10 protein-coding genes are annotated in these 16213 nt (G+C 62.6%); 5 read left to right on the plus strand and 5 right to left on the minus strand.

Annotated elements, in window-relative coordinates:
* Nucleotides 1-60 precede the first annotated feature (60 nt).
* Both AUC43_RS21805 and AUC43_RS21570 read left to right on the plus strand, forming a co-directional pair.
* Nucleotides 61-2235 (plus strand): sensor histidine kinase, encoded by a 2175-nt coding sequence (locus AUC43_RS21805; RefSeq protein ID WP_068193135.1) that lies wholly within the window; start codon nt 61-63, stop codon nt 2233-2235.
* Nucleotides 2236-2244: 9 nt separating this feature from the next.
* Nucleotides 2245-4524, plus strand: coding sequence for a tetratricopeptide repeat-containing sensor histidine kinase (locus AUC43_RS21570; RefSeq protein ID WP_068193138.1), 2280 nt, complete (start codon nt 2245-2247; stop codon nt 4522-4524).
* Nucleotides 4525-4668: 144 nt separating this feature from the next.
* On the opposite strand, the gene AUC43_RS11025 is transcribed toward AUC43_RS21570, so the two are convergent.
* From AUC43_RS11025 to AUC43_RS11035, 3 genes are all read right to left on the minus strand, one after another.
* Nucleotides 4669-6546 (minus strand): glycoside hydrolase family 13 protein, encoded by a 1878-nt coding sequence (locus AUC43_RS11025; protein ID WP_068193141.1) that lies wholly within the window; start codon nt 6544-6546, stop codon nt 4669-4671.
* A 242-nt stretch (nt 6547-6788) separates the two neighbouring features.
* Complete coding sequence (locus AUC43_RS11030; protein WP_068193143.1) at nt 6789-7259, minus strand: YdeI/OmpD-associated family protein; 471 nt, start codon at nt 7257-7259, stop codon at nt 6789-6791.
* Nucleotides 7260-7337: 78 nt separating this feature from the next.
* The gene (locus AUC43_RS11035; RefSeq protein WP_068193147.1) at nt 7338-8702 is read right to left on the minus strand and encodes a glycosyltransferase family 4 protein; all 1365 of its coding nucleotides are present in this window, start codon (nt 8700-8702) and stop codon (nt 7338-7340) included.
* A gap of 225 nt (nt 8703-8927) precedes the next feature.
* Between AUC43_RS11035 and AUC43_RS11040 the strand changes: the two genes are divergently transcribed.
* Both AUC43_RS11040 and AUC43_RS11045 read left to right on the plus strand, forming a co-directional pair.
* Nucleotides 8928-11426, plus strand: coding sequence for a glycoside hydrolase family 31 protein (locus AUC43_RS11040; protein WP_071885886.1), 2499 nt, complete (start codon nt 8928-8930; stop codon nt 11424-11426).
* Nucleotides 11427-11681: 255 nt separating this feature from the next.
* On the plus strand, nt 11682-12365 hold the full coding sequence (locus tag AUC43_RS11045) for a hypothetical protein (RefSeq protein ID WP_157781038.1): 684 nt from the start codon (nt 11682-11684) through the stop codon (nt 12363-12365).
* A 110-nt stretch (nt 12366-12475) separates the two neighbouring features.
* Here AUC43_RS11045 and AUC43_RS11050 read toward each other — a convergent pair whose 3' ends face one another.
* A complete protein-coding gene (locus tag AUC43_RS11050) occupies nt 12476-13543 on the minus strand; it encodes a WD40/YVTN/BNR-like repeat-containing protein (protein ID WP_157781039.1) in 1068 nt (355 codons plus the stop codon).
* A 147-nt stretch (nt 13544-13690) separates the two neighbouring features.
* Nucleotides 13691-14614 (minus strand): T9SS type A sorting domain-containing protein, encoded by a 924-nt coding sequence (locus tag AUC43_RS11055; protein ID WP_068193155.1) that lies wholly within the window; start codon nt 14612-14614, stop codon nt 13691-13693.
* Nucleotides 14615-14741: 127 nt separating this feature from the next.
* Between AUC43_RS11055 and AUC43_RS11060 the strand changes: the two genes are divergently transcribed.
* The gene (locus AUC43_RS11060) at nt 14742-16163 is read left to right on the plus strand and encodes a serine hydrolase (RefSeq protein WP_233253986.1); all 1422 of its coding nucleotides are present in this window, start codon (nt 14742-14744) and stop codon (nt 16161-16163) included.
* The last annotated feature ends 50 nt before the right edge of the window (nt 16164-16213 follow it).

Genomic DNA, 16213 nt, shown 5'->3' on the forward strand with positions numbered 1-16213 from the left:
ACTTTCCCTCGGATTAATTCCAACCACGAGAAGCGCTTGCTTGGTGGTACCCCCGTTGCTATGCGCTACTTTTTCTTGCTAGTGGCCTGTTGGCTGCTGGCCCTGCCTGCCGAGGCCGCAGTGCCGCTACCCGCCGATAGCGCCGTACTGCGCATCACACGCCTGCCCGCTAATGGCCTGTTGCTCAGCCACGGATGGCGCTACCACGCCGGTGATGACCCGGCCTGGGCCCGGCCCGATTTCGACGATAGCTCCTGGGATACCATCCCCGTCGCCCGTGTCGGGTTTGCCTTGCCGGCGCGCGCCCTGGCTGGTCCCGGCTGGTTCCGACTCCGGCTCCGCTTGGGCGACAGCTTGCGATACCAAGCTCTGGGCTTACGGACCAACCGGACGATGGCCGGGTTTGAGCTCTACCTCAACGGCCGGCCCTTCGGCCACTACGGAACCTTCAGCACCGACCCCGCTGGGGTGCAGCCCACTCGAATTGTTCCGGCCGCCCTGCTCTTTCCGCCCACCGACGCACGCCAGGACCTAGTGCTGGCCGTGCGGTTTGCGCCCTGGCAGCCTGCCCCGCCGCTCAGCGCCTACTTGGCGCAGAACCGCTTGTTGGACCTCGTACTCTGGTTGGAAACGGGGCAAAATTTACAACAACAGCGCACCGAAGCGGGGTATTCAACCGCCATAGTCACCTTTGTCGGAGGGGTATTTTTGCTGCTGGGCCTGCTGCACTGGGTCTTTTTTCAGTACCAACCGGCCCAGCCCGCTAACCGCTACTTCGCCTTTTACGCCCTTGCCATCGGCGCCTCGCAACTCCTCGATTGTGTTCACTGGCTCACGCTGGGGCGGGGCCTAATGGCCAATGGGCTCATGTACCTCTTGCTCGGCCTCGGCGCCCTGTGGGGGCTGCGGGCATTGTATGCTTTGTTTGCCATCCGCCCCGGCTGGCTCTACGCGGGCTTGTGCGTGGGCGTGGCGGTGTTGGCGCCGGTGCGCATGGCCGCCGAGCTGCGGGGCAACCTTACCACTGGCTTCTACTGCAACGTGGCCTTTGTGGTGCTGGTCACGGCGGAGCAGCTGCGGCTCACGGCGCGGGGCGTGCGCCAGCGCCGTCGTGGGGCTTGGATGATAGGAACTGGTTTCGGCGTGGGCCTCTTGTTTCAGCTGGTCTACGCTAGCAGCTACCGGCTGCTGGATACGGGCGTGGAGGACACCGTTCTATATCAGTTGGCCTTTCTGGCGCCGGCGCTGGGCATTTCGCTGTTTTTGGCCCGCGAGTTTGCGCTGGACAGCCAACTGCTACAAGTGAAGCTGGGCGAAGTAGAGCGTCTTTCAGCCCAAACTCTGGCCCAGGAACAAGAGAAACAAGCCCTACTGGCTGAGCAGAACGAAATGCTGGAACACCAAGTGATGCAGCGCACCGGCGAGCTGCAACGCTCCCTCACGGAGCTGCGCGCCACGCAGGCCCAGCTGATTCAGAAAGAGAAGATGGCCAGCCTGGGGGAGCTCACCGCGGGCATTGCCCACGAGATTCAGAACCCGCTCAACTTCGTTAATAACTTCTCGGAAGTCAGCTCCGAATTGCTCGACGAGCTGGCCGAGGAACAGGCCCGCCCGCTGCGCGACGCCGAACTGGAGCTGGAACTGGTGGACGACTTGCGCCAGAACATGGCCAAAATCACCCAGCACGGGCAGCGCGCGGCCAGCATCGTGCGCGGCATGCTCGAGCACAGCCGCACCAACTCCGGGGAGCGCGCCCCGACGGACCTGAACGCCTTGTGCCAGGAATACCTGCGCCTGGCCTACCAGGGCCTGCGCGCCAAAGACAAGAGCTTCAACGCCGAGCTGACCACGGACTTTGCCGCCGACCTGCCGTTGGTCGAGGTGGTGGGCGCCGACCTGGGCCGGGTGCTGCTCAATTTGTTCGCCAACGCCTTTTACGCCGTGCACCAGCGCCAGCAGTTGGGCGTGGCCGGGCACCGGCCCACCGTGGAGGTGCGCACGCGCCTGGCCGAGCAGCGGGTTGAAATCCGGGTGCAAGACAACGGCACGGGCATGAGCGAAGCCATTCAACAGAAAATCTTCCAGCCCTTCTTCACCACCAAACCGACCGGTGAAGGCACCGGCCTGGGCCTGTCGCTCAGCTACGACATCATCACCCAGGGCCACGGCGGCACGCTCAGCGTGGAGAGCCACGAAGGCCGGGGCACCGATTTCATTATTTCTCTACCCGCTTAAGATAAGTATATGCCGATTTTTACCCTGCGTTGCCTCACCCGCTTGCTGCTGCTGCTAACGTTGCTGCTGGGCAGCGGCTCCGCCATGGCCCAGTCTGCGGCCCGCTACCGCTACTGGGATGCTAATGTTGACTCCCTGCGCCGGGTGCTGGCCGGGCAGCACACCGACACGGCCCGCCTGCGCACGCTGATGCATATGGCTGATTTAGTGCCTACTTCACGCGAAACAGAAGAGGCTGCCGTCCTCAGCGCGCGCCTGCACCGCCCCGAGCAGCGGGCCTACCGTCTGCTGTGGGCGTCGATTCGGCTCGGTAAAGCCATGAGCATCGGGCCTAGCCTCGACAGCCTGCAAGCGGCTATCGTTGTCTTCGACCAACTGGGCCGCCCGGTGCCGTATGCGCTGAGCGATGTGCGGGTTTTGTATAACGCGCTCAACCAGCAGGAAGCCAGGTTCAAGTATTACACCACCAAGCTGGCCTGTTACCAAAAACGCGGCGCGGTGGAGAACATGGCCGCCTGCTACCACGGGCTGGGCGGCTACTACGTGTACCGGGCCGACTACAACGAGGCCATCGGGTACTACCTGCGGTCGGCGGAGCTGTACCGCACTTTCAACCTCAAAAATTACTACAACGAAGAGTTGGTGCTGGGCAGCTATTACGCGGCCTGGGGCAACGATGCCAAAGCCTTGCCTTACCTGAAAGAATACCTGGCCGCATTTGCAAAGGGTGACGAGTCCAATAAAATGTACCTGTACCGCAATCTAACCCGTCTGTACCTGCGCCAGCAGCGCTACCCCGCCGCGCTGCAGGCCATCGAGCAGGCCCTGGCAATCCCACCTGTCGATACGGTTTCGGCCGCTGCGGAAAAAGCCTATGGGTTGGTGCTGAAAGGAGAGACGCTACTAGCTCTGCACCGCAACGCCGAAGTGCCGCCGTTGCTGCAAACGGCCCAGCACTCGGCCGACTCCCTGCAGATGCCCATTACGACCACCGCTGGCGACTTTGAGCTGGACGCGACCTGGGCACGGTACTACGCCGCCCGTGGCGATGCGGGCCGTGCCGAAACTGCATGGCACGCTGCCTATCGCAAGGCGCGTGAAAGCCGGGTGACGCCGCTGCGGCTGAAGTACCTGCGCGAGCTGGCACTGTTCTACCAAGGTCACGGGCAGCCGGCGCAGGCCGCGCAGTACGCGCTGGCCGCCGTGGGCCTGGCCGATACCCTCAAGGCCGCCGAGGGCTCCCTGCACGTGGCCCGCTACGAAATTGAGCAGGCGGGCCGGGCTCAACAGGCCCGCATTACGCAATTGGGGCAGGCCCAGCAGCAAGATGCGGCCCGGGCCCGGCGCCAGCGCTGGGTGCTCGGGGCCGTGCTGGTGGTGCTGGCGCTCATCGGTGGGCTGGTGTTCGTGCTCTGGCGCGGCAACCGCCAGCAGCAGCGGGCCTACGCGCTGCTGCAAGGCCAGCGCGACCAAACTGCCCAAGCGCTGACGAATCTGCGCGCCACGCAGACCCAGCTCATCCAAAGCGAGAAAATGGCCAGCCTGGGCGAGCTCACGGCGGGCATTGCCCACGAGATTCAGAACCCGCTCAACTTCGTCAACAATTTTTCCGAGGTGAGTTCGGAACTGGTGACCGAGCTTCAGGAAGCCCTCGCCGCCAACGATTCGGCCGAAGTAGCGGCCCTGGCCGGTGACCTGGCGCAAAACCTGGGCAAAATCGGCCACCACGGGCGCCGGGCCGCCAGCATCGTTAAGGGCATGCTCGAGCACAGCCAAACCCGCGCCGGCGAGCGCCGCCCCACCGACCTCAACCAGCTCACCGACGAGTATCTGCGCTTGGCCTACCAGGGCCTGCGGGCCAAAGACAAGACCTTTAACGCGGAGCTCACCACCGACTTCGGCGCCGCCTTGCCCTTAGTCGAAGTGGTGGGCACCGACGTTGGCCGCGTGCTGCTCAACCTGTTCACCAATGCCTTCTACGCCGTGCGCCAGCGCCAGCAGCTGGGCGAGCCCGGCTACCAGCCGCAGGTGGGCGTGCGCACGCTGGTGCTCAACCAGCAGGTGCAAATCCAAGTCACGGATAACGGCATGGGCATTCCGGCGGCCGTGCAGCCAAAAATCTTCCAGCCGTTCTTCACCACCAAGCCCACGGGCGAAGGCACCGGCTTGGGGCTCTCCTTGAGCCACGACATTATCGCTCAGGGACACAGCGGCTCGCTCACCGTGGAGTCGCAGGAAGGCGAAGGCACGACTTTCTGCATTGGCTTGCCTGTGAATGCTACCGTGTAATTCACAAGGGCAACCCGACTCAAGAAAATTGAGCTAGCTTAATGGCGAAGAGTCGCCTAGCTTCAGCAGATACAGTTGGAATATTTCTGGCCTGCTTTGGGTGCTTCGGGCTGGCTGCATTTAGCCCAACCCAGTGCGACTCGGCTACTTCTGCAGCTCCATTACCACGGCGGTTTTGGCTGGGAGCTGGAGCGAGGCAATGCTGGCCAGGTTCTCGCCGGTGAGCACGTTGCGGGCTTTGGTGAAGCCGCGGGTGCGCTCGGCGAAGCGGGCCGTGGGCAGCATGGCCGGTTTGTCGGAGGTGTTGGACGCCACCATCACGGTGCCGGTAGCATCGTAGCGGAAGTACACGTAGAAACCGTTTTCGGGCAGAAACTGCATGAGCTTGCCGGTGTGCAGCACCGGGTGGTCGCGGCGGTAGGTGGCCAGCTTTTTCACAAAGTCGAAGGCTTCGTTTTCGCGGGCGTTGCGGCCGGCGGCGTTGAATTTGTCCTCCTTGTCGCCGGGCCAGCCGCCGGGGAAATCGCGGCGCACTTCGGCATCGGTGGGGTCCTTGAAATTCTTCATCAGGATTTCGGTGCCGTAGTACATGCTCGGGATGCCGCGGGTGGTGAGCAGCCAGGTCAGCCCCATTTTGTACTTGGCCAGGTCGTCGCCAATCACGGAGAGGTATCGGTCGTGGTCGTGGTTGTCGAGGAAGGTCACCAGCTTGGTGGGGTCCTGGTACACGGCGTCCTGGGCCAGGGTCTGGTAGAAGCGCTGCACCCCGCCGTCGTAGCTGATGGGCTGCTTCAGAGCGTCGAGCATGGCGCTTTCGAGCACGAAATCGAGCCCGCCGGGCTGGTTCGACTTGAAGGGAAAGCCGATGGTGTTGCGGGTGTAGTAGCTCTGGTCCACCACGTTGTTCACCGACGACTCGCCGAAAATGTGAAGGCGCGGGTACTCGGCTAGGAGAGCCGCGTTGCAGCGGTTCATAAACGGCTGGTCGTTGTACATGTACGTGTCGATGCGCCAGGCATCGATGCCGAAGTACTCGACGCACCAGATGGCGTTTTCAATCAGGTAGTTGGCCACGTAGGGGTTGCTCTGGTTGAGGTCGGGCAGGAAGGGCACAAACCAGCCATCGAGCGTGACTTTGCGGTCAATCTGGGCGCCGTGCGGGTCCGTGATGGACTGGTAGCGGTAGCTGGTGTTGGTGTAGGTGGGCCACTGGTGCAGCCAGCTTTTCATGGGCAGGTCCTGCAGTATCCAGTGGGTGTTGCCCACGTGGTTGTACACGGCATCCTGCACCACCTTCAGGCCGGCGGCGTGGGCCTGCTGCACGTAGGCTTTGTAGGCAGCGTTGCCCCCAAAGCGCTTGTCGATGTTGTACTGGTCGGTGAAGCCGTAGCCGTGGTAGGAGGCGCGCATGGTGCCGCCTTCGTTGGTGAGGGGCTGGTTGTTTTCGATGAGGGGCGTAAACCAGATGGCGGTCACGCCCAGGTCTTTGAGGTAGGGAATGCGCTTGGCGGCCCCGGCCAGGTCGCCGCCGTGGCGGAAGAAGGGGTTGGCGCGGTCCATGTTCGGGTCGCGCAGGCTGGCAAACTTGTCGTTGGTGGTGTCGCCGTTGGCAAACCGGTCGGGCATGGCCAGGTAGATGAAATCGGCCGCCGTCACGCCTTGCGCTTTGGGCGATTTGTCGCGAGCCCGCAGCTCCCAGCTTTGGGTCACGGTCTGGCCGGCTTTTTTGCCCACAATCTGCAGCCGGCCGGGCTTGGTACTGGCCGCGATGCTCAGGTCCAGAAAGGCGTAGTTGGGGTTTTCAACGGTGCTGCACTTCACCAGCTTCACGCCGGGGTATGCGATGGTGTACGTCAGCGTGCCCGCGCCGGGACCGTGGATGAGCAGCTGCACGTTCGGGTTTTTCATGCCCACCCACCAGTTGGTCGGGTTCACGCGCTCGATGGAAACGGATTGGGCACTGGCCAAACCAGAAAGCAGCGCACTAAACACAAGGAACAGAAGGAGGTATCCTTTTTTCATAGAATCAGATGAGTGAAAGCTGAGTATGGTGCGGGGCGGCTGATTTGCTTGCCGCGCCTCTTATAATGTCGGCTGTCATGCCGTCTGTCATGCTGACGAAGGAAGCATCTTATCGCCGCTGCACAACTTGCTCAGGCGTGATAAGATGCTTCGCTGCGCTCAGCATGACAGGCGCTTATTGACGGCTAATTGAATTAGTGCCGCGAGCGAGGTGCTTCGCACTTCTTGACCGTTCTAGAATACTACCCGCGCTTGCGGCCCTGCGTCAGCAGCTCCACTGTTTCTTCCAGGCGGCGGGTGCGGGTTTCGGGCTTTTTGGCGCCTTCGAGCCAGCGCACAAACTCGCGCTGATGGGTGTAGGCCAGCTTGGAAAAGTAGGCGGCGGCTTTGGGGTTGGTGGCCAGCTTTTCGGCCAGGTCGGCGGGGGCTTCCATTTTGCGCTCGGTCACGTCGCGCGACAGCGTGACGCGCACCGTGTCGCCCACGGTTTTGTCGATGGCGCGGCGAATCTGCTTGAGCAGGAGCAGGGCGTGGTGGCCGTCGCCGATGGGGACGATGCTGCCCTGGTAGGGGTAGTTGTCGAACGTGGCCTGCACGGGAACCCGGCCGCGCGTGCCGTACACCTCGGCCACGTTGAAGGGCACGACAACGAATACGCCGCCGTGGTCTTCGCCAGCTTCTAGAATGGCTTCAAATTCGTATTCGGGTTGCATAGCGGCTAATGGGGCTGGGGTTATGGAGACTTGCTGGGGCAAAGTAAACCATTGCGGCGCCGGCCGGCACGCCGGGGCTTACCCAAATGCCACTTCGCACAGCACGTCCTGCACGCCATCCTCATCGGCGGCGGCCACCACGCGCACCTCCCCAATGGTGCTGCCGTACTGCAGCTGCAGCTGCTGCCGCAGGTCTTCGGTCGGCACCAAGATGATGCGGGCCCGGCGCAGCGTCATCCGCTCTACTTCCAGGAGCCAGCCGCGGTCGCCGGGGCTGCTAAAGTCGATGGCCAGGCTGGCCACGTACAGCACCAGCGGCTGGCCCGTGCTGTTGCGGATTTCGAGCGCCGCCAGCCACGCTGGCCAGTTGGGCGCATAAATGACCCCAAAATCGGAGCGCCCGCGCACCAGCTGCGCCGAACGCCGGGCGTACTGAATCATGCGGAAATTGAGCCCGTCGAATGCTGGGGTCCGGGGAACCGGCGCGGCAACCTCCGGTTCGGGCTCAAAAGTAGGGAGCGCGGATAGCTCAACGACTGGGCTGAATTCCAACGCCTCCAACGTGATATCGTCTTCGGGGGCCGAGAGCGCCGCGGCCTCAAAAGGGCCGGTTTCTTCCACGGCTTCAGTAAAGGCATTGCCATCCAAGGCATTGCCATCCAGAAGAGCCGGCAGCTCCGGGTCGGGGTCGAAGGTTGGGTCTTCCGCTTCGGGTTCAATGTTGGGCTGCCGCTTAATCTTGGAGGGCGTAACTTCCACCGGGAGGGAAGCTCGGTTCGCTAGGTCGGCCGCCTCGCGCACCGATTGGGAGGCGCCAGCCACCGGGTTGGGCACGAGCAGTGCTTGCGAAGCGGCACTCGTGGAGCTAGCCCCTACGTAAGGGGCCACTGGCTCCTGCCTCTGGTGGAATTGCGGCGCGTGCACGCCGGTGGGCCACTGGCTGCGCGAGCGGGCGTTGGGCTGGCTGGCGGGCCCAGCTTCAAGTGCTGCGTAAATTTCTGGCAACGGGTGGTAGCTGGCGGCTGCCAGGTCTTCCAGCCCAATGATGCGCGACTGCAACGCGGGCACCGCCAAGGCACTAGCTGCCTGCGAACCAGCGGCTGGGCCAGCCAGCAGCCGCACGCCGGGCCCGGAAGCATCCGTGCTCAGTGCATCGGTTTCTTCAGCATCATCGGCCGCATCAGCTATTGCTGTATCACCGGAATCCTTTGTTGGGCTGGGTGCAGGGGCCGCAGTCGGCAGCTTGGGCTGCGGGGTGGTGGGCTCGTCGTACCGTTCGTATGCGGCGGGCAGGTGCGGGTACACGGCCAGCACGGGCTGTTGGGCGGCCAGCTGGTACACCAGCGGCAGGGTGGGGGGCAGGGCCTGCCCACCGAGCACATCCACACTCGGGTCGGCATCGTCCCAGGCCAGCAGCAGTACAGAGAATTCGGGCGGGGTCATGAAAAGCAAGGTAGAGGCAAGGTCCGGCCGGCTGAGGCACCCGCGGCGGTACAGCTGCCAAACAATCCTCAATGCTACGTCAACCGGGCCACATATTAGCTAAAAAATCGTGAGGACCCGGCCACTGAAAAGTAACTTGCGTACTCATCACTCGCAGAACCGGCCTCGCCGGTCTTTTTTTGCCCGGTTTTGCGACTGAACTTGCCTTTTGCTTAGAATAAATTTATGGATACCACGATACAGGAAAACAATTACATGGTGAACGACCTGGCGGCCCAAAGCCACCAGGAACATTATCCCGGCGAAGTAATCCGGGCCGAAGCGCTCGGCGACAACCGCTTCCTTTTCAACTGCCAAAACGGGGTGCGCCTGGTGCTGTACGTGCTCAGCGACAAAATTCTACGGTTCCGCTACCTCACCGACGGGCCGATGGTGCCTGACTTTTCCTACGCCGTGCCCACCGACGGCCGCCAGCGCCCGGCGCCCGAATTCTTGGAGTTCAAGGAAAAGGCCGACCACTACCGCATCACCACCGAGCGTCTCATCTGCATCGTGCAGAAGGAGAACCTCAAAACCCGCGTGCTCGACCGCTCCGGCTCCATCCTGAGCGACGACGAGAAGGGTTTTCACTGGGAGTACGACTACGACACCGGCAACGACATCGTGAAGATGAGCAAGCACGTGCCCGCCGGCGTGCACTACTACGGCCTCGGCGACAAGCCCGACAACATGAACCTGCGCGGCAAGCGCTTCACCAACTGGGGCTCCGACACCTACGGCTACACCAAAGGCAGCGACCCGCTCTACAAGAACATCCCGTTCTACCACGTGCTACACCAGAAAATTGCCCACGGCATTTTCTTCGACAACACCTTCAAGGCCAGCTTCGACTTTGCCGCCGAGCGCGCCGACGTGACCAGCTTTTGGGCCCAGGGCGGCGAGATGAACTACTACTTCATCTACGGCCCCACGCTCATGGAAGTGACCGAGGAGTACACCCTGCTCACCTGCCCGCCCGAGCTGCCCCCGCTTTGGACGCTGGGCTACCACCAGTGCAAGTGGAGCTACTTCCCGGAGGCCAACGTGAAGGAAATCACCACGGGCCTGCGCGAGCGCCAGATTCCCTGCGATGCCATCTACCTTGACATCGACTACATGGAGGGCTACCGCTGCTTTACCTGGAGCAAGGAGCACTTCCCGGAGCCCAAGCGCATGGTGGAGGAGTTGGCCGAGGACGGCTTTAAGCTGGTGGTCATCATCGACCCGGGTATCAAGATTGACCCCGAGTACCCCGTGTACCAGGAAGGCATCGCCAACGACTACTTCTGCCGCCGCGCCGACGGCCCGCTCATGAAGGGCTCGGTGTGGCCCGGCCTCTGCAACTTCCCCGACTTCACCAATCCCGACGTGCGCGAGTGGTGGGCCGGCCTGTTCAAGGAACTGGTGCAGGACATCGGCGTGAAGGGCGTGTGGAACGACATGAACGAGCCCGCGGTGTTCGAAAAAGGCACCTTTCCGCCCGACGTGCGCTTCAATTACGACGGCCACCACGCCTCGCACCAGAAAGCGCACAACATCTACGGCATGCAGATGGCCCGCGCTACGGCCCAGGGCATGAAGCAGTTCAGCTACCCCAACCGGCCGTTTACCATCACGCGTAGCACCTACTCGGGCGGGCAGCGCTACTCTTCGGGCTGGACCGGCGACAACATCGCCTCCTGGGAACACCTCTGGCTGGCCAACATCCAGTGCCAGCGCCTGAGCATCTCGGGCTTCAGCTTCATCGGCTCCGACATCGGCGGCTTTGTGGACACGCCCACCGGCGAGCTCTACGCCCGCTGGATTGCCTTGGGCGCCTTCCACCCGTTCTTCCGCACGCATAGCTCCGGCGACCACGGCGACCAGGAGCCCTGGAGCTTCGGCGAGCCGTTCACGAGCCTGGCCCGGCACTTTATTGAGCTGCGCTACCGCCTGCTGCCCTACATGTATACCACGTTCTGGCAGTACGCCACGCACGGCACGCCCATGCTGCGCCCGCTCACCTTCCTCGACCAGAACGACACCGAAACCTACCTACGCATGGCCGAATTTGGCCTCGGCGACAACTTGCTCATTTGCCCCATCACCCAGCCCGGCGCCGACGGCCGCTGGATGTACCTGCCCCGCGGCGACTGGTTCTACTACTGGACCGACGCCCCTACCGCCGGCGGCAGCGAGGTCTGGGCCAATGCCGACCTCACCCGCATTCCGCTCTACGTGCGCGCCGGCGCCGTGCTGCCCATGCAGCCCGTGCTGCAGTACGTGGGCGAGCGCGCCGTTGAGGAGCTCACGCTGCACGTCTACTACAAAAACGGCACCGCCGACAGCGTGCACTACGACGACGGCGGCGAAGGCTACGCCTACGAGGACGGCCACAAGACTCTGCGCCGCTTCACCGTCGCGGGTTCCGAAACGGAGCTGGTGCTCACCCAGGAAATTGAAGGCAATTACCAGCCCAGCTACGCCACATACCGCGTGGTGCTGCACGGCCTGCCGCTCGCCCTCACGGTATTCTCCGTGAATGGCAAAGCCGCAGAAGCCACCGAAGCCACGCTGGAAACGGGCCTCGTCCTGCCGAGCGTGGTTGTGCCCGTCAGCTTCGGCGAGGTGCGGGTGAACGCGGTGCCTCCTGCTGCCGCCCCGGTAGTAGTGCCACCAGTAGCGCCCAAAGCGCCGCTGGTTTAAAGCGCTGAACCTGCTATAGCGCCCCGCCGGGTTTAAATGTGTTCCATTTGAATCCGGCGGGGCGTTTGCAATTCCTGCTGCCCTACTGGTGCGCGCCCGCACTGGCTGTAATTTATTGGTTGTGATGCAATAAAAGGATATAGCTGGCGATAAGAGAAGGGCTAGATAATCCAGCGCTTCTCTTATATAGGCAAAATGAATTTTAAAACGCGGGTTCTACTTGGGGCGCTATTGCTGACCGGCAATTTGAACTCAATGTGCCGGGCACAAGATGCTCCCGTTCCAGCCCAATCGGCAGCGGCTTTGCCGGCCCAGCCCAGCACGCAAAAAACCAAGTGGCAGCATCAATACCGGTACTATGCTGGGGCTCAGGCGGCCGCCCAACTTTACCGGGTGGTAAATACTGGCTACTCCGTGCAGGAGGCCATTGTAAAGCCGCTTTATCTATTTGCCGGCTACCAGCTTACCCCACACCTGGCTGTGCAGGCGGGTTTTTTGCACTCCACGCTTGTGGAGTCCGAGGGCAACTACACCTATACGAACCAGGCAAATCAGCAGGTTGCCTACGCTGGCAAACGGGAGATGCTGGATACCGCTGTGCCCGTCTTGCTCCGCTTCCGGCTGGCCTGGAAGCCCACCCACCGGGTATACCTCGATGCGTTGCTCGGTTCCACGTTGCTATTTCACCGGTACCGGGCCGATGAAACCGTCACCGTGGGAGGGCAAGTGCAAAACCACGTGAATTATGACTTGCCTACCCGGCACCTGTACATCACCGGCGGATTGAGCGCCGGATTCCGGATTGTCCCGCGGCTCGATTTTCTAGTTGAGGCCACCGGCTTTCGGGGTGTAGAGAAATACTCATCGGGTGGCCCTAAGCAGTTCGGCCTCGGAGCCGGGTTGCGCTACGGTTTCGACTTATCAAAACCGTCTTCCTGAGCCTTGCTTTCCTAGCTGTGGGCCGCGTGGCGCCAATATTGCCTGGTGATGTAAAAGCCCCATTGCCGCAGCTCAAGCTGTAGCAACGGGGCTTTTACTTGACAATAAAGTTAGCGCGTGCCTCTGATTATCTGCCCATCGGCGGTAACGGCAAAGCCGGCTGCGGCGGTAGGGAAGTGCAGGCTGTTGATGGTAGCAGGATACTGGGAGTTGGGCGTGGTGTGGAATTCCTCATGCCAGGTTAGGCCGCCGTCGGTGGTGCGCTGAATGGACTGGCCGTCGGCAAAGTAGCCTTCCTGCTCATTCAGGAATTGCCCATTGCCGGAAGCCGGCAGCTGGCTGTTTACCAAGGCCCAGGTCGTGCCGCCGTCCTGGGTTTTGTAGAGGTGGTGGTCGGGATAAGTGGCCGCAAAGCCTACTGTGGCGCTCACAAACGACAGCGAGCTGATGTATTGGTGGGTCCAGGGCAGCGCCTGCCAGGTGGCGCCCCGGTCGGTGGTTTTGGCCAGGCTGCCCGTGCTGAGCAAGAGGCCCACCACAAAGCCGCCGGAGATGCCGCCCCCGGCCGCGTAGCCCACGGCGGGAGTGGGAAACTGCACCCGGTCCCAGTTGCCGGAGGCCGGGACAAATACTGTTTGCCAGGAAGTACCGCCGTCGGTGGTGCGCTGGATGGTTTGGTTTTTAAAGGAAAGCCCGTTTTGCTCGTCGAAGAAATGAAGCTGAAAGCTGTCGGCAAAGCCGGTGCCGGGCAGTTTTTGCCAGGTGGTGCCGCCGTCGGTGCTCTTGTACACGGCGCGGCCGTTGGCGGGGCCCACCGGTCCGGGCAGGGTGGGGGACACGGCCGCCGGGTCTACGCCCACGGCAAAAACCACTTGCTCGCTCACGGGAGACAAGGCCCGGAACCCGCTGAAGGTGAAGGGCAGCATGTTGACGCGTGCCCAGGTGGCGCCTCCGTCCCGCGTGGTGAGCAGGGTGCTGCTATTGAGCTGGTCCGGCACGTACCCGCCGATTATCCAGCCCACCTGCGCCGAAGCAAAGCGCACCGCCGAAAAGCCCGAGAGCTGCGGCGCTCCGTAGGGCAGGAGCTTCCACGCGACCGGCGCCGGGTCGGAGTCGTGGCTGCAGCCAGCGGTAATTCCCAGCATGAGGGTAAGCAGAAGAGCGAAGCGAAGGCGCATGGCAACGAAAGTAGAAAGAGTGATTCACGGGCCTGACCGGTGCCGTGGCGGATTCGTTGCATCCTGGCCCAAGCAATGGGCTTGAGCTAACACTTCCTTGGCTACACTATAAGGTAAAGGAACGGCAATTTCAGCCCAATGCGGTAGCTATTGCACCACCAGCTTCTTGGTAATTAACCCTTTGCTCGTGTACAGCTGCAGCGTGTATAGGCCGCGGGCCAGGTCGTTTAAGTCAAGAGGGCGGGTGGTGGCGGCTGGGCTCGCGGCGGCTTCGTGGCGTACCACGCGGCCGGTGGCGTCGAGCACGGTGAGGGGGCCGGCCAGCAGCGCTTGCTCGGTGGCGTGGAGCGTGTAGTGCCCGTCGGGGCTGGGGTTGGGCGAGACGCTGAGGGCGGCGGCCAGGGCCGCGTCGCGGGTGGCCGTGGCCCCGCCGGCGAAGGCTATGTCATCGATGCGCAGGATGGTGCCAGCAGTTATTGTTTTGGCCGTGCCGGAGAGAAATACCATCGAGACCGAATCGGGCACGAGGGTCGACTGGTACTGCAAGGGCAAAGTAACCAAGGTGTAAGTGGCTGCCGTCGCGGTGAATAAGTACTCGGCTTGCGCCACCACCTGGGCCACGCCATTTACCCGGCGAGTGAGCTGCACCCCCATCGCGGCCGAATCAGTCAGGGCGCGGGCGCCGCTGAGTTGGTAGTAAAATTGAATGCTGGTGGGGCGGGCCGTGAAAGGCAGCCCACCTGCTAAATCAGCGCCGCCATGAATAGAGTTGCCCAAAATGATGGAGCCCTGGATGGCTTGGCCCAGAACACTTTGGGTCTGGAGCTGGGCGGCAAAAGGGCCCCCTTGCACAGTGGTTGTTTTGGTCACGGTATTGGTGGGGATGCGCGTGCCTAAGACCGCGGCAACTACGTCGTCGGTGGTTTGCCAGTTGGTGGGGGCTTCCACGCCGTTGCGGCTGGCCCAGGTATCGAGGCTACTGTTGGGGAAGATTTGGGCCTGGGCCGGGGCAGCCACGAGCTGGCAAAGGCCAGCCGCGAAGGCCAGGATAGCGTGTAGAAGTGTTTTCATGAAACCGAAAGCAGAAGGTGAACAGGCCGCCGTGCAGCAGCGGCCCAATAAGGAACATCAATTTGCTCAATATAAATGGGATATTCTAAATATGACGTTTCCAGACCCCATGCCGTCCGGCTTATCTTTGAAGCATGACCCAAACGTGGATGCAGCCGTGAGAGCCACGGCGCTACTGTTGCTGCTCCTGCTGGCCTGGCCCCGGCTGGGCGCAACCCAATTTCTGAGCAGCCCCCTGCGCCGAGTGCTGCGCCACGACACCGCGGGGCTGGCCCGCGTGCTGGCCCACCCCGAGGCCTACCGGCTTCAGCTGCTGTACACCCGCATTCGGCGCGATGCGGCGGGCCGGCCGCATTTCCGCAGCTTTAGCTACCGGCTGCGGCCCCGCGAGTATTTCTACCCGGCCAGCGCCATCAAGCTGGCCGCCGCTGCGCTGGCCCTGGAAAAGATGCGCGCGCTGGCTGCCCAGGTATCCGGCCTCACGGCCGAATCGGTGATGCTCACTGACTCGGCCTACCCGGGCCAGACGCGGGTGCGGCGCGATACTTCCTCGGCTACCGGCCGGCCCAGCGTGGCCAATTACGTGCGCAAGGCTTTGTTGGTGAGCGATAATGATGCCTTCAATCGGCTCTATGAATTTGTGGGCCCTGCTGAGCTGAATGCGGGCCTGGCCCGGCTGGACCTGCACCACAGCCGGCTGCTGCACCGCCTCTCGGTGGGCGACCAGGAGCCCGCCAGCCGCCACACCAACCCCGTGGCTTTCTACGCCGACACCGCGGCCACGCAGCTGCTTTACCAGCAGCCGGCCGCGTTCTACGCCGGTCCGTGGCCCCGGGCCAGGCTGCACGGCGAACAAATTGGGCTGGCCTATATGAAAGGCGACCAGCTAGTGCCGGGCCCGCTGGACTTCCGCCAGAAGAATGCGTTTTCCCTGCCCGACCTGCAGCGCCTGCTCCGGGCGGTGCTGTTTCCGGAAGCGGTGCCGCCCGCGCAGCGCCTCCGCCTCGCCCCCGACGACTACGCGCTGCTGCGCCAGGCCATGTCGCAGCTGCCCCGCGAAAGCCAGCACCCACGCTATGACGTGGCCCATTACCCGGATACCTACGCCAAGTTTTTGCTGGGCGGAGGCGGCATTGCTCCGTTGCCGCCGGGCGTGCGCGTGTTCAATAAAATTGGGCAGGCCTACGGCTTCCTCATCGACAATGCCTATATGGTGGACGCCGACAAAGGGGTGGAATTTCTGCTCAGCGCCGTGATTTATGTGAACGCCGACGGCGTGCTCAACGACGACAAGTACGAGTACAATACCATCGGCTTCCCCTTTCTGCGCGACTTGGGCCTGCGCATTTACGAAGCAGAATGTCGGGCACATCGGAACCTCACCCCCTTCTCCCGCGGAGAGGGGAGCCGAACGTTAATTCAACAGAAAGCCCCGGCTCAATTGAGCCGGGGCTTTCTGTTGTTGGAAATTGAGCCAAACCTTGTGCCGTGGTTCCCTTCTCCGCGGGAGATGGGGGTGAGGTTCCACAGGCTGAGCCACACAGCATGACTGTAGGCTCTATTGTCGATGTGCGCGGCATTCGGCTTCGCCCTGACTGG

Source organism: Hymenobacter sedentarius (genome assembly GCF_001507645.1).
Classification (GTDB): Bacteria; Bacteroidota; Bacteroidia; order Cytophagales; family Hymenobacteraceae; genus Hymenobacter; species Hymenobacter sedentarius.

Coding starts and splice junctions, on each gene's coding strand:
- AUC43_RS11040 (WP_071885886.1), top strand. CDS start 8,928: ATGGATACCACGATACAGGAAAACAATTACATGGTGAACGACCTGGCG.
- AUC43_RS11050 (WP_157781039.1), bottom strand. CDS start 13,543: ATGCGCCTTCGCTTCGCTCTTCTGCTTACCCTCATGCTGGGAATTACC.
- AUC43_RS11030 (WP_068193143.1), bottom strand. CDS start 7,259: ATGCAACCCGAATACGAATTTGAAGCCATTCTAGAAGCTGGCGAAGAC.
- AUC43_RS11025 (WP_068193141.1), bottom strand. CDS start 6,546: ATGAAAAAAGGATACCTCCTTCTGTTCCTTGTGTTTAGTGCGCTGCTT.
- AUC43_RS11055 (WP_068193155.1), bottom strand. CDS start 14,614: ATGAAAACACTTCTACACGCTATCCTGGCCTTCGCGGCTGGCCTTTGC.
- AUC43_RS21805 (WP_068193135.1), top strand. CDS start 61: ATGCGCTACTTTTTCTTGCTAGTGGCCTGTTGGCTGCTGGCCCTGCCT.
- AUC43_RS11035 (WP_068193147.1), bottom strand. CDS start 8,702: ATGACCCCGCCCGAATTCTCTGTACTGCTGCTGGCCTGGGACGATGCC.
- AUC43_RS11045 (WP_157781038.1), top strand. CDS start 11,682: ATGTGCCGGGCACAAGATGCTCCCGTTCCAGCCCAATCGGCAGCGGCT.
- AUC43_RS21570 (WP_068193138.1), top strand. CDS start 2,245: ATGCCGATTTTTACCCTGCGTTGCCTCACCCGCTTGCTGCTGCTGCTA.